At 40.4% G+C, this 13,735-nt stretch carries 14 protein-coding genes and 1 pseudogene; 3 read left to right on the forward strand and 12 right to left on the reverse strand.

Annotated features, from left to right (window positions below; all coding sequences use genetic code 11):
* Positions 1-4: 4 nt before the first annotated feature.
* On the forward strand, positions 5-352 hold the full coding sequence (locus FBB35_RS18885) for a hypothetical protein (protein WP_174710924.1): 348 nt from the start codon (positions 5-7) through the stop codon (positions 350-352).
* 118 nt (positions 353-470) lie between these two features.
* On the opposite strand, the gene FBB35_RS18890 is transcribed toward FBB35_RS18885, so the two are convergent.
* A complete protein-coding gene (locus FBB35_RS18890; protein ID WP_368041777.1) occupies positions 471-1,118 on the reverse strand; it encodes a tetratricopeptide repeat protein in 648 nt (215 codons plus the stop codon).
* Between the two features lie 155 nt (positions 1,119-1,273).
* Here FBB35_RS18890 and FBB35_RS18895 point away from each other — a divergent pair.
* Positions 1,274-2,340 (forward strand): ISKra4 family transposase gene (locus FBB35_RS18895; RefSeq protein WP_174708235.1). Its coding sequence is split into 2 segments (ribosomal slippage): positions 1,274-1,430 and positions 1,430-2,340, totalling 1,068 coding nucleotides; the frame shifts between segments, so codons are not numbered across the junction.
* A 25-nt stretch (positions 2,341-2,365) separates the two neighbouring features.
* Here FBB35_RS18895 and FBB35_RS34845 read toward each other — a convergent pair.
* Positions 2,366-2,851 (reverse strand): annotated as a pseudogene (locus FBB35_RS34845) (serine hydrolase); the annotation flags it as partial.
* Between the two features lie 868 nt (positions 2,852-3,719).
* Here FBB35_RS34845 and FBB35_RS18905 point away from each other — a divergent pair.
* Positions 3,720-4,553: a polysaccharide deacetylase family protein gene (locus FBB35_RS18905; protein WP_254625997.1), complete on the forward strand. Its 834-nt coding sequence runs from the start codon at positions 3,720-3,722 to the stop codon at positions 4,551-4,553.
* 325 nt (positions 4,554-4,878) lie between these two features.
* Here FBB35_RS18905 and FBB35_RS18910 read toward each other — a convergent pair whose 3' ends face one another.
* The 10 genes from FBB35_RS18910 to FBB35_RS18955 all read right to left on the reverse strand — a co-directional run bounded on the left by FBB35_RS18910 (position 4,879) and on the right by FBB35_RS18955 (position 13,690).
* Positions 4,879-6,594 carry a SulP family inorganic anion transporter gene (locus FBB35_RS18910; RefSeq protein ID WP_174710927.1) on the reverse strand — a complete coding sequence of 572 codons (1,716 nt, stop codon included), beginning with the start codon at positions 6,592-6,594 and terminating at the stop codon, positions 4,879-4,881.
* A 28-nt stretch (positions 6,595-6,622) separates the two neighbouring features.
* A complete protein-coding gene (locus FBB35_RS18915; RefSeq protein ID WP_174710928.1) occupies positions 6,623-7,990 on the reverse strand; it encodes a DUF2252 domain-containing protein in 1,368 nt (455 codons plus the stop codon).
* A 667-nt stretch (positions 7,991-8,657) separates the two neighbouring features.
* Positions 8,658-8,906, reverse strand: coding sequence for a hypothetical protein (locus FBB35_RS18920; RefSeq protein ID WP_174710929.1), 249 nt, complete (start codon positions 8,904-8,906; stop codon positions 8,658-8,660).
* Positions 8,907-9,041: 135 nt separating this feature from the next.
* On the reverse strand, positions 9,042-10,181 hold the full coding sequence (locus FBB35_RS18925) for an ISH3 family transposase (protein ID WP_254625618.1): 1,140 nt from the start codon (positions 10,179-10,181) through the stop codon (positions 9,042-9,044).
* A 222-nt stretch (positions 10,182-10,403) separates the two neighbouring features.
* A complete protein-coding gene (locus FBB35_RS18930) occupies positions 10,404-10,907 on the reverse strand; it encodes a hypothetical protein (RefSeq protein WP_174710930.1) in 504 nt (167 codons plus the stop codon).
* 85 nt (positions 10,908-10,992) lie between these two features.
* Positions 10,993-11,664, reverse strand: a complete 672-nt coding sequence (locus FBB35_RS18935; protein WP_174710931.1) for a hypothetical protein — start codon at positions 11,662-11,664, stop codon at positions 10,993-10,995.
* 43 nt (positions 11,665-11,707) lie between these two features.
* The gene (locus FBB35_RS18940; protein ID WP_174710932.1) at positions 11,708-12,166 is read right to left on the reverse strand and encodes a DUF1392 domain-containing protein; all 459 of its coding nucleotides are present in this window, start codon (positions 12,164-12,166) and stop codon (positions 11,708-11,710) included.
* 23 nt (positions 12,167-12,189) lie between these two features.
* The gene (locus FBB35_RS18945) at positions 12,190-12,393 is read right to left on the reverse strand and encodes a hypothetical protein (protein ID WP_174710933.1); all 204 of its coding nucleotides are present in this window, start codon (positions 12,391-12,393) and stop codon (positions 12,190-12,192) included.
* The gene (locus FBB35_RS18950; RefSeq protein WP_174710934.1) at positions 12,386-12,712 is read right to left on the reverse strand and encodes a hypothetical protein; all 327 of its coding nucleotides are present in this window, start codon (positions 12,710-12,712) and stop codon (positions 12,386-12,388) included. The genes FBB35_RS18945 and FBB35_RS18950 overlap by 8 nt, the downstream gene beginning before the upstream one ends.
* 123 nt (positions 12,713-12,835) lie before the next feature.
* A complete protein-coding gene (locus FBB35_RS18955) occupies positions 12,836-13,690 on the reverse strand; it encodes a hypothetical protein (RefSeq protein ID WP_174710935.1) in 855 nt (284 codons plus the stop codon).
* Between the last annotated feature and the right edge of the window lie 45 nt (positions 13,691-13,735).

Below are 13,735 nucleotides of genomic sequence, written 5' to 3' on the forward strand. Positions count from 1 at the left end.
AAAAATGTCACCTTACGAAGAAAATATTTTAACTTTTGTATACATATTACAAACACAACCTGAGCTATTAACGGCACAAGACCGTACCGATGTACTAGAATTGCTTGCAACCCTCCCAGATGATGTTGAAGAAATTTCCAATGCGATCGCTCTCTGGTACGAAACCCGTCCGCAAATTTTAGATGCTATCCTCAATATGCCCATTGAGGATTTAGACAGTTTACGAGCTGCGGGCGGTCGTAGTACACCCATCACTGGTGCAGAAAGTAAGGAAATGATTGAAAACTCGGTAACTCAAAGTAGAGACTCGAAAAAGTCAGATTCCTCATCGTCTTCAACGAAGAAAGAATGAAATGTTAGCCACTTAATGCGAGTTCATCTGTTTGTATTTGGATTATAACCACCAAATAAAAGTAATTTTGAAAATACTATTGTACTTGATATTTGTGAAAAATGCACAATTACAATTACTACATTCGTCTCCATTCTCGCTCAATTTTTTCTAACTCTTTTATTGCCCCTAAATTTAGATATATTTGGCAAGCTATATTATAATGAGCTTCTGCCATTTTTATATTGCCACATCGATGTTTTAGCTTCGCTAATCGATAGTTAGTCAATGCAATATGTTTAACCATACATAGTTCCTGCATCTTAGCTAAAGCTTCTTCTAGAATTTTTTCTGCTGATTCAAAATTCCCCATATAAAATTCAGCTTCCCCTAAATTCCCTGTACTCTCAGTAATATTAACTTCAATGTCAGGGAAACTAGGAAATCCTGCGTACAATTGTAATTGCTTTTTATAGCTTTCTGCTTTTCCACTCCAAACCTGCCGATTGTACTCATCCAAAAATTGGTAAAAATCTTGCCTTCTCCCCTGGTCATAATTCTCATGCTGTGATTGCATCCTTAACTGATAACTTTGTTCTTCTAAGTCCCAACTTTGACGTTCATTATCAATTAATTTTAATGAAAGAGTAGACATTTCTTCCAGATTCTCATAACCCTGCTCTTTAGCTATAGACAAAGCCATATTGAAGCATGTTTCTGCTAACTCCCAATTACCAAAATCAAAATATATTTCTGCTAATGAGTGTAGACATTCAGAGGGGAGCATCTCACTTTTTAAAGTGGCTCAAACTGACAATAATCCATTGAGGTAAGCACAGCGATGGGCTAGGACTTGAGGCACATTTTCTGGGAGCATCCCAGTTTTTTGCAAAGAAGACGAAAATCAGTCAGGATAGGTAAGACGAGTGTATTTACTTACCGATGACCCCAGAACAAAAGCAAGCTCTTCAAAAACATATTCAGGCGATTGCTAAAATATTGTATGAAGATACGTCAAAAGAAAAGCTCACAAATCTTGCAGCAATTGAAGAAGCAGTGCGGAGTCAAATGCAGAAGCATGTTATGCCAGAAGTAGGGGTTTTTTTATCGAAACGATTACAGGGACAACCGCAGGATACCAACGACGGCTCAAAAGCATTCTTGGAGAGTTAGCAATAACGAGCAAACAAGCCATTGAATTAGAAGTCGCACCAAGTACTCAACTGAGTCCATATCTAGAAACTTGTTGTTTGAGGGTAAGTGCGAATGTCAGCTATGAAGATGCGGCATCAGACATCAAGTATTTTACGGGCATAGAGGTTTCTCACAGCAGTCAACAGAGATTAGTGCATCGCCAGAATTTTGAGTTGCCAACACCAGAACAGACAATTGAAGAATTAAGCGTCGATGGTGGAAACATCCGTGTCCGAACTCCTAAAGGTCAAATATGTGCATGGCTTGGCTATAAAGCAATTAGCTTACATCATCTCGGAATCTTGGGAACTTCATTTCAGAATAATCAGATTGTGATTGATTGGGTTAATGACCAACCACTGGCTAGCCCACTCACTTGTATTGGTGATGGACATGACGGCATTTGGAATATAATTGACCAATTAGCACCTGATGCACAACGTCGAGAAATACTTGATTGGTTCCATTTAATAGAAAACCTCCACAAAGTTGGGGGTTCACAAAAACGCTTGAAACAAGCACAAAATCTACTATGGAAAGGCCAAGTTGAGGCTACTATTGCCTTATTTACAGATTGTAAAGGCAAACAAGTACAAAACTTTTGCCGTTATCTTGATAAGCATCGCAATCGCATTATCAACTACGAATATTATCAAGCTGAAGAAATTTGTTCAATTGGTTCAGGTTCAGTTGAATCTGCCGTTAAACAGGTTGACCGTCGAACAAAAATTTCCGGGGCACAATGGAAACGAGAAAATGTGCCTCAAGTCCTAGCCCATCGCTGTGCTTACCTCAATGGATTATTGTCAGTTTGAGCCACTTTAAAAAGTGAGATGCTCCCCTGACTAAATCTGCTGGACTAGTGGTGTTAGTACCTTTAAAGTCTCCTAACATATTGCGAATTACTGTGTTTTTTAGTCCCCAAGTGTGGAAACGCTGATTGAGTTTTGCTTTTCCGCCTAGACGGTCGATAATCATGTTGCTAGCAGTATTATCACTGATCGTAATCATTTTGTTAACAGTTTCCAATACACTCAGTTTGATTCCTGCTCGTTTATACTGTAAGTCACCGGAACCACTCGCTACTAAGTCACGTCGCATCACTAGCTTTTCATCAAGTTTGATTTTACCCGCATCTACTTGTTCAAATAAAGCAATTAAAATTGGATATTTAATAGTGCTAGCTGCCGGAAATACTTTTTCGCCATCAATATTCAAATAATTTCCTGTTTCTATATCTAAGAAAAACATTCCCGGTTTAAGAAAACTGTAATGAGCCATTAATGCTCTAACTTGAGACTTTAACTCTGGTATCTCTTTGCCTAATGGGATGATTCCACCAAATAAAGAAGGATCGTTTATGTTCGTGAAAATCTCTGGTTGTTTGAGTTGAGGAATCAAATTTCTCTGTATAGTGACTCTGCTTGGATAGTTAGCCAATAAATAATCCCAATCCCTTGCTGACTCTAAATGACTCCTATTATCATCAAATATTTGAGATTTGATGCCAGCCGCTAAACTGGGTGATGTTATTAATACAGTACTCATAATCGTTAGGAGAAAACTGCGTAATCTCATAGAGTTATTTTCAGGATAAACTTATTTATTCGACGGTTTTTTGGATTGATGCAGAACATCCATAACCTACTTGCTAAAAACATAGCAAGATTAGTTTACAATATCAGTCTTAATAAAGACTCTACTCGTAGTCAAATAGAATTACTATGTTCTGGATTTGCTAGATTACTAATTGACAGCTAATCTGAATTGATGATTCAAAGATTATTACATACTTAATTGATAGAAATATTACAAGGTGATGACGAAAGTGTGTTTATTTAGATAATTGCATTGAAACCCAAGCAAATCCTTTCTATAAAGTACAGGTTTTCTGAATATGAACAAGATAATTTAACACGAATAGGGGATTGACTAAGACAAAGTGTTTATTAGGGTCTTCAGTAGAATAAATCTTAACCTAATAAATTGGACAATAAGCAATCGCACTCTTGGCAATAGATAAATAGATAGCTATACTTTCTCTGAAGACAAGCAGATAAAAATTCTAACTTCCGATCGGCACGATGACTGATTATTTGACTATTCAAGGTATTTTTACGTGATCAATAATAAGCAGAGTCTTTGGACTCCAAGGAAATTAGTTGGGCTGCTTATCTTATGTGGTGGTTTTAGTCTGAGTTTAATCATCTTCAGCAAAATAAATCTTTTTCAGTTGGAATTAAAACAGACTCTAAATGTAAATAATGTAGCAGCAAATATCGGAACTCAACAGCGAGTTGAGGAATTCAAGACAGCGATGCTTAAAACTTGGCAGGGCGAAGCACAAGTAAAGGGTTTTTCTGACTCTATTCCATCAAGTTTTCAAGGTGCGATAATTGAATCGGCAAAACTCTCTCCCGAACAGAAAGTCATTGCTCTCACCTTTGATGATGGACCTTGGCCTGAAAGTACAGCACAAGTATTAGATATCCTGAAAAAAAATCAGATCAAAGGGACATTTTTTGTGGTTGGAGAGAATGTCAAAAATTTTCCCAACTTACTCAAGCAGGAGATTGCTGAAGGTCATGTCATTGGCAACCACACTTGGCATCATTGGTATCAATTCTTGAATCCACAAGCCGCCGCTTATGAAATTGACCACACCGAAGATATTATTTTTAAAACTACAGGCTTAAAAACCAATTTGTTTCGACCGCCTGGAGGAGTTATGCATAATGGGGTAGTTGACTACGCTAGAAATAGTAAATACGCTATTATTTTGTGGTCATCTGACTCTGTAGACTATTCCCGTCCTCCTGTTCCCAAATTAATCGGTAATGTATTCAGAGAAGCAAAACCTGGTGGAATTGTCTTAATGCATGATGGTGGTGGTAATCGTTCTAGGACTGTACAGGCTTTACCAGAAATTATTGCCAATTTTCGCAATCAGGGCTATCGCTTTGTCACCATCCCTGAACTCTTACAAATTCAACATAAAAACCAAAAATTCATCGTAAATAAAAAATAAAGTAACCCTGCTTTTTTATTCAAATTGTATAATTACTTTTTATCTTGGTAGTAATTAAAGCAAAATTAGAGCTTTAATCAAGTTATTGTATAGCCGAGCCGCCCTAGTTAGTATTTCTCAGGTTGGTTTCATGGAGGTACAGTTCATCCATCACAAAACTGCCTTTGGAGCTTGCTTAGTTCTATCCATACGACTTCAAAAATTAAGCTCTTTCTCAAGCATTTTTGATGTTTTTTTATCTTGATTACCAACTATTAGCTTAATTTTACCTAGTAGTCTGGCCATTAGTCGCTCATAAGCGACCGCACAGTAACTTGTAATTCCTTTAAGTTGATTGTTCGTTGCCAACTTGGTGGAAAGCCGCCAACGCCTCTTCTAAGTGATTAAAAAACCGATTAGCTCCGATTAAATCTGTCAACCCGTCCCGCTCGAACTGGATTTTTACCTCCGGCGACAGACCAGACACGACAAAAGTTACATTCTGAAGGGATAATTCCTTGACGACATCCCGAATCGTTTGCGATGCAGAGTAGTCGATTTCAGTAATTGCTCTGGACTCCAGAATAAACCACTGCACGGGTGATTCCGCATTTTTCACGAGATTTTGCACCTCCTCTGAAAAGAAGCTGGCGTTAGCATAAAACAAGTCTCTACTAAATCGATAAACGATCAGACCAGAGGCTGATACACTGCCGATACGTACAGGAATTGCCTGCCATAATCTCTGAGCATCGGGAATAATTATGGCTGAATGCGGTCGGTAACTATGACGCACGTGCAAGATCAGCGACAAAATAATTGCTAAAACAATACCCTCTTTAACACCGATAAAAACAACTGTAGCAGTAGTAAAGAGCGCAAGATAAAACTCCTCACGATGGGTCGAAAATATTGCCTGCATCCCCTGAATGTCAATCAATTTTAGTCCAATCAAAAATACAATTGCTGCTAAAACCGCATTCGGCAAATAGCTAATTGGTTGAGTGAAGAAGAGGATGACTACTAACACCACTGCTACTGTAGTCAGTTGAGCTACTTGGCTTTGTCCTCCTGCTGTGTCAACAATTTCAGTTTTGGTCGGGCTACCATTGACCACAAAGGTTCCACTCAACCCCGCCGCCAGATTAGCCAGAGCTAGACCCTCAAGGTCAATATTTTCTTTAAAATCCTCGTTGTATCGGAAGGCGTAAGCGCGTGAGGTTGCTGCACTTTGGGCAATAATGACGATACAGCACGATAGGGCAATGCCAAATAATTGCGGAATTTCACTCAGAGCAACAGTGGGCAACCCGCATGATGGCAGTCCGCTAGGTATAGATCCAACTACCATAACACCATGACTGGCAAAGTTAAACAGCCAACTGACAATAATTGCTACTATTACAGCCAGCAACGCACCCGGAAATTTTGGAAGCAATCTGTCGCATAATTTAATCGTAATCAAGACTGCTAGAGAGATCGCGATCGCTAACGGGTTAGCATGGGGCAGACCTTCAAAGGTATTAATGATTTGCTGGATTGGATTATTCCCCCCAACCTTAAGATCTAACAATCCACCTAATTGACTGATCGCTACTTGAATTCCTACCCCAGTCAAGAAACCTACCAACACGGTACGCGACAGAAAATCCGCTAAGAAACCCAGTCTAAACAGGCGTGCTAACAGTAAAAGTCCAGCTACTAAAATGGCGACTAATTCTGAATACGCTAAATATTGGGAACTCCCCAATGCTGCCAAGCCTGATAGCCCAGCCGCCAGGATTGCAGCTGTTGCAGAGTCGGCTGCGACCACTAAATGGCGAGAAGATCCAAAGAGCGCAAACGCCAAGGCTGGAAGAATAAGTGTATAAAGACCTGTGGCAATGGGCGTTCCGGCAATCTTTGTGTATCCCATAACTTCAGGAATGCCCAGTGCTGCTAGCACAATACCCGCAACGATATCATTCCCAATGGTGGCTCCGGTCATTGGTAAAATTCCCTGAAACAGGCGAAATCGCTTTTTAGTTGGGTGCTTGGCTGTATTTGCGTTCAATTTCTTCATTATTTCGGATTGAAATCCTTGTCCAAAATTATTCCTCGATTGCCTTGATTTGCCCTGCCGCAACTGCATCAGCTAGTGCTTTGTAATCCGCCTCGGTCTGATCGGCGTAAGCTACTGCAAAATTAGCGATCGCCCGATCAAAGGTGTCACTTTGACCGAGATAACCACTAATAGCAAATCGATTCCCCGAACGAGCATGACTGTGCGCCAGCGCCCAACCACATAAATGAGAGTAGCCCTTCAAATCCGTCTGTGACATTCCTTCAATCTCGACGGAAGTTTTCATATCTCTGAGTTGCCGCAGGTAGAAGTCATGACCACTATCGCCTTTTGTCCAGCCCAGGAAGATATCGCTGGCTTCTTGCATCAAATGCTGCCCCGCTACAATCCTTTGGGCGTGGTTCTCGTAAGTGCTTTTCCCAGCATAGGGTTCTAGAACTGAAGCACGAGCTTCCTTAATTTGTAGGAATAAAGGATCGTTATCTCCTGTCACCAAAAGCGCAACACCACAACGGGTGCCGATACTACCAACCCCTACCACCTTCATTGCTACATCAACAATCTGATATTGGTCTAGTAAAATACGGGAATCCTCACGTAGGGTTTTCCGATATTTCTGAAAAACGGATAACATCTCTGATGCAAGGCGATCTCCAGGTGACGGATGGAATAATTTGGGAGGATTGTCAATAAAACGGCGCTGTCCTTTCACCGTTTCAGTTAATTTGTGCAGATCCAAGACAGGCTTGAACGCCCTTGCTTTTTTCACTCCACTTTTGACAATATTTAGTTCTTTAGTGTGAGTAGTAAAGGTGAGTAGCGATTCCACCCCAATATGGGCATACCATACCTCCAGAGCAGTCATTTGGGCGTACTCATTTATATGTTCTCGGTAGGACTGCACAGATGCCATCGCTGCTACCCGACTGATTTTGTCTCTTAGTTTGAGGTATCTACCTGCCACCACAATGCTTGCAGCTAAACGCTTAACATCCCATTCCCAAGGGGCCCAAAGGGTTTCGTCGAAGTCATTGACATCAAAGACGAGATTTCTCTCTGGTGTACCGTATCCACCAAAGTTGGACAAATGGCTGTCTCCACAAGTCTGTACTTTGATTCCAGTCTTGGGAGTTTCGCTCAGATCGGCTGCCATGATATTCGCTGCCCCCCTCAGAAATGCAAAAGGAGATTTCAGCATTCGTCCGTAGCGAATTGGCACTAATTCCAGCAATCTTCCTTGGTTCGATTCCTCTAGCAGCACAATTGAGTCAGGACGATTAGGAGCAGGTTTCCACTCTTCATGGCTAGATCGCGGCACTCGATCCCGTAGGGCTTTTCCCATCGCGCTACCTTCAGCACGAGAGAGCCACTGTGAAGATAAGTTCTGATTTTGCATTTAGGGTTGACCCATCAGTGAGAGGTTAAAGCTATTTAGCTTTTGTCAATAAGTAATAGTAATTGATTGATATTATCTAGAATATTGGGTTCGTCAACAAAATTTTTAAGTTAGCGATACCGAACTAACAGCCTGTCTCCACTGGGGTTTAGACTAGATTTTCAACTGCTATATAGCGGGAGAAGGTGCATTGCTCCTCCCCCTCTACCCATACACGATTATCATTCTTATCAAGGGGATTTTGAGTATTTTAACTGATTGATAATTTTATCTTAACCTGTCACAGATGTAATACCAATTCGCAATTTGCAATTCGCAATTCGCAATTAAAAAACTTAGATACAGTAATGTTTTCAAGGTTTACATCTGTATCAGATTTTTTGTGAAATGGTATAACTATATCTACTTTCTAGCCTCTTACTCGAATGGCACGCTTGAAAAGCTGAAACCTCCTTGCTGGCAGGGTGTGGGAGGATGGGGAGGCAATGCAGCATTTGTTGATATGCAGTTATTCAATTTCTCCTCTTTCTCCCCACACTTCCCACACTCCCCACACTCAAAATCTTGTTATATCAGGGCTTTGCGATTAACAAGCGTGCCATTCCCTCTTACTCTTTTTAGTAATGCATAGCCAAAAGGCGATTGCTCAAAACCCTGAGACAACAAATCATCCGGCTATGTCTTTACCACTCTTGTAAGTCATAGCTCTGGGTTTCCTCTTGCCTATAGGGACTACTGATTTCTTGGGTGCTTGTGGCGGACGGCATTTCTCACAGTAGAGCGGTCGCACACCAAAGGTTTCTCTTTGGGTCGGTTGCTCACACTGCTTACATACGAAGTTGAAAACGCGGGTGTGAATTTCCCGCTTGTGCGCTCTGACGGTGTACTCTCGGACATCAATAGTTTTGCTGGACATTCAGTAGACCGAAAAGTTTTGCGATCGCTAAAAAATAGTAGCCTGTGATACCGTTTATTCAGGAATGTACAACAGCCGATTTCGATAGAACAACTATAACTTGAACTTATAGAAATAGTGGCAAAACGACCAAAATTAGCCGGACGGTAAATAAATTTCGCAGGCTACTCCATAGTTACGGTCTATTACTTGGCGTAAAAATTCAAGCATCTGTTTGAGAGTAAATAGATGAGAAAAAACTTGTCTATTACTTCTTTTTAAACTGCTAATATAATGCCATACTAGATAAATCCAAACATTAATAATTAAGAATGCTAAAGCTACAAATAAAAGCCGAATTGTGGGATTTTTAATAGTAGTTTTGATGCGACACTGGTTTTTCATACGATAACTACTCTCAATCCCAAAACGCAGACGATAGTCATCATGTATAAGCTGCAAAGTTAACTTAACTTTATAAACAGCGTAAACAAAAAATTCCCGTCCATGCTCTCGTCTTTTACCATTTTTATATGTGCAAACTATCCACACACTAAAAGTTACTGAACCATATTTATCGCTGTTTAAAGTGTAACTAGTTTTGTAGCTACGTCTACCTCTAATTAATTGTTTAGTCCCTCCCGACTTACCTCGAATAATAGCTGGCATTTCAAAGGGAATATCGAGAGATTGCAACCATCTGATTACTGGCACACAAAAGAATTCTCGGTCTAAATACAATCGCTCAATTTTCAGATTCAAAGGCTCAATTAGTGCTAAAAGATAAGTAATAATTGCAACTAAAGTATTTTGTTGTTGAACAGCTTTGATAGCTAAAGTGACTCGTTTATTTTTCTTAATTACATAGATAGTCGCGTAAGCATAAAAAGAACAAGTACCACTTTTAGCTTGACTTCTATAAATGAAAGGTGCTTCTAATGGCGATGGCTCCCCATAATAAGGAATTAAGTTAAAATCGATAGCAATTTTTTGTTTACCTTGTCGAATTCTGTCTGGTAAGCGGCTTTGAAGTGCAGCATTGAAGTCTGATTCTAGAGAATTTATGTCAGTATACTTCTCTAAATGGTAACGAACATCGTTGCTTGTCGGAACATTTTTTAGGACTTTAGTAGTGTTTTCAATGCTATCTCTTTGGGTGGCTGCCCGAATTAAAGTTTCAAAAATATTCTGTTGTTCACACTTACCTTGAGACTTTATTGGAATATTTTCGGTTAAACAGTTAACTACTTCGTTCAAGGTTTTACTATCAGTTAGAACTGGCTCCGTTACAGTCATAGCCAAGCTAATTAACCCTCTAAATCAAAATTTTTGCTTCTTCACTTCAATACTTTACAAAATTCCATAATACAGTACCAGGACATTGTTCTGGTGCAAAAGCTATCCTTACCTTTACTGACAAAACATTAGTTTTATTTATGTAATACTGCTCAACAAATTTTTGCAAAACCGTATCGAAAAGTACAGTTTTTAGACAACAATTAGGGATCTGGGTATCCATCATAGAGCGATCGCAGAACTTTTCGGTCTACTGAAAGTCTTCATTGCCAGGACAAGAGTATGCAATCGCTGTTCAACTGGGGGGAGGGCTGGTGTGGAGGGTTGTTCTTGTGTTTGAGTAGCAGGTTTTGTCCAGCCCATAATGTCTTGCATCCAGGCACGAACACCGATCCGGTTAAAAGCTTTGCATACAAGTCTGGCTTGCTGTTTGCAGTACCGCCCAGCATCAAAAGCGTAATATTCAATAACGGCAGCAACACCCATATCAGGTATTCCTTCATTCCAGGTTTCCAGTGCCGCAGGGCTAAATCCTTGTTGTATAAGGCTTTGGGCTAATGCAGAGGGTTGCAGTGCCGCACTTAGTAACGCACGACGAAGCGAAGAATCTTGTACATCTGCCAGCCTTGCAGTTGCCCGAATACTGGCTTTACCATAACCGTTAGAGTCAATAGTGATTTCTTGCTTTATCTGTTCAATGATTTGAATGATTTCGATTTGTGACATAATCGTTGCTCTGGTTTTTTCAAAAGTGAATAGTTGTAGTAATAATCGAAGCCATAATGAAAGTTAGTAGGCTTATAAAGTTGAGCTATTGCCAAGTAAGCTGAATATTAAATTGGTCACAATGAGTCTGAATGATTTGTTTAGTACTTACAGAACACTTTCCAAATAAATGAATCCTTTTTTGGTGATTAGGATAGTAATGCCCATAGACTAATATTTGTCCTACAGCACTTTTCCATGCAGACGCTTTTTTAACTTCTATGATTTCGCGTTCAGTCAAAATGTCTATTTTTCCAACTAGAGTATTGACTTCAACTACGGGATGAGACATTTTTTCAACCTTTTCGATAAGAGAAAGTTTTACTTGGTTTTCTGGAGAATACTGTCCTGCGGTAAATTCCGAATCAACCAAACCATCAAAATTTTTGTATTTACTAAAATGCTTAATAGCTTGCCTTGCCCTTTTAGTACAGCGTTTACCAGCTTCAAAGGCATAATATTCAAGTATTAAATAAATGACATCATCAGATATCCCGTTAATGCGCCAAGAATCAATACTTATGCCTTGCAATTGGATTTTTTGTGCCAGTTTTGAAGGTTCTGAATTAAATGTATTTAAAGTTTTATAAATTGTTCCGTTACTTACTCCAGCTATTCTTTCTACTGCCCTAATACTGATTTTATTTATACTATTAGAGTCAACAGTGATTTCTTGCCTTATCTGGTCGATGATTTGAGCGACTTCGATTTGTGACATAACTTTAGTTGGCTGATAATTTTTCGTTGTTGATTAGAGAGAATTAGACATTCACGCGCACCAAACTTTTTTCACCAAGCAGCGAGAAGCGATTAAGTATGGTCGGTGTTTCAGCCAATGTTGGCGATATCAATTCGACAAGGTAAAACCAAAACTTATCCACAAGTACAACTCCTAAAATCAGCCGTTGCTTTGTGTCATCACCATAAGAACATAGGATTACTTTCTGTCCTAAAGCGAAAGCAGGTTTTTGCACCGTGAGAGGTTCTAATTGACCAGTCCCAATGATTTGATGTTCTGTAGCGTGAACAATTTCATCACCACAGATGACTGTATAAAGCCAACATTCATATTTCCATTGCACACCAGAGCAATAACCAAATGTTCTCGTAGTTTTCAGGTAAACTCTCTCCAGTAAATTCACCTCAATAGGTGGAATTATTTGACCCCAAGGTGGGGAGATATACCAACTGGTTTTGAGAGCGTTAATGTAGTTAATCATGTTTTTCCTCTGGGATTAATAACCTAAGAATCTTCGGCAATCTCCAACAAAAAGCCGCATCCGGTATTCTGTATTTGCACCAGTTCTTTATCCAGCAGAGTTTGAATAACTGAATCGGAGAATTGGAATTGCAAGCGATGTAGAGGAACACAACCACCACAAAGCTGAATTGAACGCAGCAAATAATTTGCTCTGCGATCAAAACTGGGGTCAACCGTCTTAGGCATTTGTGAAACCTCCGGTGACTACAGCTAACTGTTGTTGCAGAATAGAGATTTGCTGTTGATAAAACTCAATCTCTGCGGTAATTTCTGAGAATAATTCTTCTGGTGTAAGCGGTTGGATTTGATTCTCTTGCAAGTAAGATATTTCATCAGAGTTTTTATTAGGCATCAGTACATAGCGCCAACCATCATTAAATTGTTTAGCCAACTCTGTACCAGAGGGATAGTAATAAAGTCCCAAGATGATGCCCTGTTGTGTATGCTGTTCTAAGTTAAAGCGAGGGTAGGGCCAGTGTTGAGGGATCGAGATTGTGGGTTGCATAGATGAATAGGTGAATGAAGGGAATGTGTTTTAGGGAAAAGGGAAAGGGGTAAGGGGGAAGGGAATGAAGAAATTTACCTTTTCCCCAATCCCAAAAACCTTTTCCCAGGCGAAGCCCAAGACTTACGCTGTGACTAACTCCGTTCTCTCCAGCAGCCGTTGCAATTTATCGCCAGTTAGCTGTTCTAACGGCTGATCTAAAAAATATTCCTCAAAAATGGATTTACCATCAGTAGACACGTCCATCATCGACAATGAACGCACAGCATCAAACACCGAGTTAGAATACTGCTGCTGGACTGAATAACGCCTCTTCACCCACCAGTTGCCGTCAGTGCATCCGACTTGCCCCAGTTTCACGCCGTTGTTGTTGTAAATGCCATCATCGAGAATTTCAAACCCGTAATTCTGGCACTCGTTGAAGATATGCGCCATGATTTGGTTTTCAGTAGAAGAGGAAAGCATGGGCGCAGAGGAGCGGAGGGGCAGAGGAGAAAGCTGTTGTAGATTTTTCCCCTCTGCACCCCTGCTCCCTTGCACCTCTGCTTCTTGGACTGGCAGTGTGCCATCTTTGTAGTGAGTGCAGATGAAGCCATCGCAACGCATTAGAGTGTTGGCACGAAATACTTCTTTATCGTTGACCATAACTACCCAGCGTTGCGTTAAGTGGTTATCGTCATGGCTGATGCTGGCTATCAGTTGATTACCAGCGTAATATTCGTAATCAGAAAACGAGATTTCGACTATTCTGAGGGGTTTAGGAGCGATCGCTTGGGCTTGGTCAGCGATGAAGTGGGCGAGGGCTTGGTTGTCAACTTTCTGAAGCTGGGTTGATTGGTGGGTGATGATTGCGTTTACCCAGGTGTCAGTCGCTCTTTTGTCCTCAGTGGGTGTTACGCCACGTTCGGCAGCGATTCTTTTGAGGCGGGGGAGGGTGTAATGCGAAAGGGCTTGCTGTGTGTAGGTTGAATGGGTCATAATTGAAATCTCCGTAATACAAAAAAGGCGATCGCAATAGTTGTC

It is taken from the genome of Nostoc sp. TCL240-02, assembly GCF_013343235.1.
Classification (GTDB): Bacteria; Cyanobacteriota; Cyanobacteriia; order Cyanobacteriales; family Nostocaceae; genus Nostoc.

What these genes read in the sequence shown, in the direction of transcription:
- FBB35_RS18955 (WP_174710935.1), bottom strand. Translation starts at nt 13,690, where the DNA reads ATGACCCATTCAACCTACACACAGCAAGCCCTTTCGCATTACACCCTC.
- FBB35_RS18890 (WP_368041777.1), bottom strand. Translation starts at nt 1,118, where the DNA reads ATGCTCCCCTCTGAATGTCTACACTCATTAGCAGAAATATATTTTGAT.
- FBB35_RS18945 (WP_174710933.1), bottom strand. Translation starts at nt 12,393, where the DNA reads ATGCCTAAGACGGTTGACCCCAGTTTTGATCGCAGAGCAAATTATTTG.
- FBB35_RS18910 (WP_174710927.1), bottom strand. Translation starts at nt 6,594, where the DNA reads ATGAAGAAATTGAACGCAAATACAGCCAAGCACCCAACTAAAAAGCGA.
- FBB35_RS18885 (WP_174710924.1), top strand. Translation starts at nt 5, where the DNA reads ATGTCACCTTACGAAGAAAATATTTTAACTTTTGTATACATATTACAA.
- FBB35_RS18935 (WP_174710931.1), bottom strand. Translation starts at nt 11,664, where the DNA reads ATGTCACAAATCGAAGTCGCTCAAATCATCGACCAGATAAGGCAAGAA.
- FBB35_RS18915 (WP_174710928.1), bottom strand. Translation starts at nt 7,990, where the DNA reads ATGCAAAATCAGAACTTATCTTCACAGTGGCTCTCTCGTGCTGAAGGT.
- FBB35_RS18930 (WP_174710930.1), bottom strand. Translation starts at nt 10,907, where the DNA reads ATGTCACAAATCGAAATCATTCAAATCATTGAACAGATAAAGCAAGAA.
- FBB35_RS18920 (WP_174710929.1), bottom strand. Translation starts at nt 8,906, where the DNA reads ATGTCCAGCAAAACTATTGATGTCCGAGAGTACACCGTCAGAGCGCAC.
- FBB35_RS18950 (WP_174710934.1), bottom strand. Translation starts at nt 12,712, where the DNA reads ATGCAACCCACAATCTCGATCCCTCAACACTGGCCCTACCCTCGCTTT.
- FBB35_RS18925 (WP_254625618.1), bottom strand. Translation starts at nt 10,181, where the DNA reads ATGACTGTAACGGAGCCAGTTCTAACTGATAGTAAAACCTTGAACGAA.
- FBB35_RS18940 (WP_174710932.1), bottom strand. Translation starts at nt 12,166, where the DNA reads ATGATTAACTACATTAACGCTCTCAAAACCAGTTGGTATATCTCCCCA.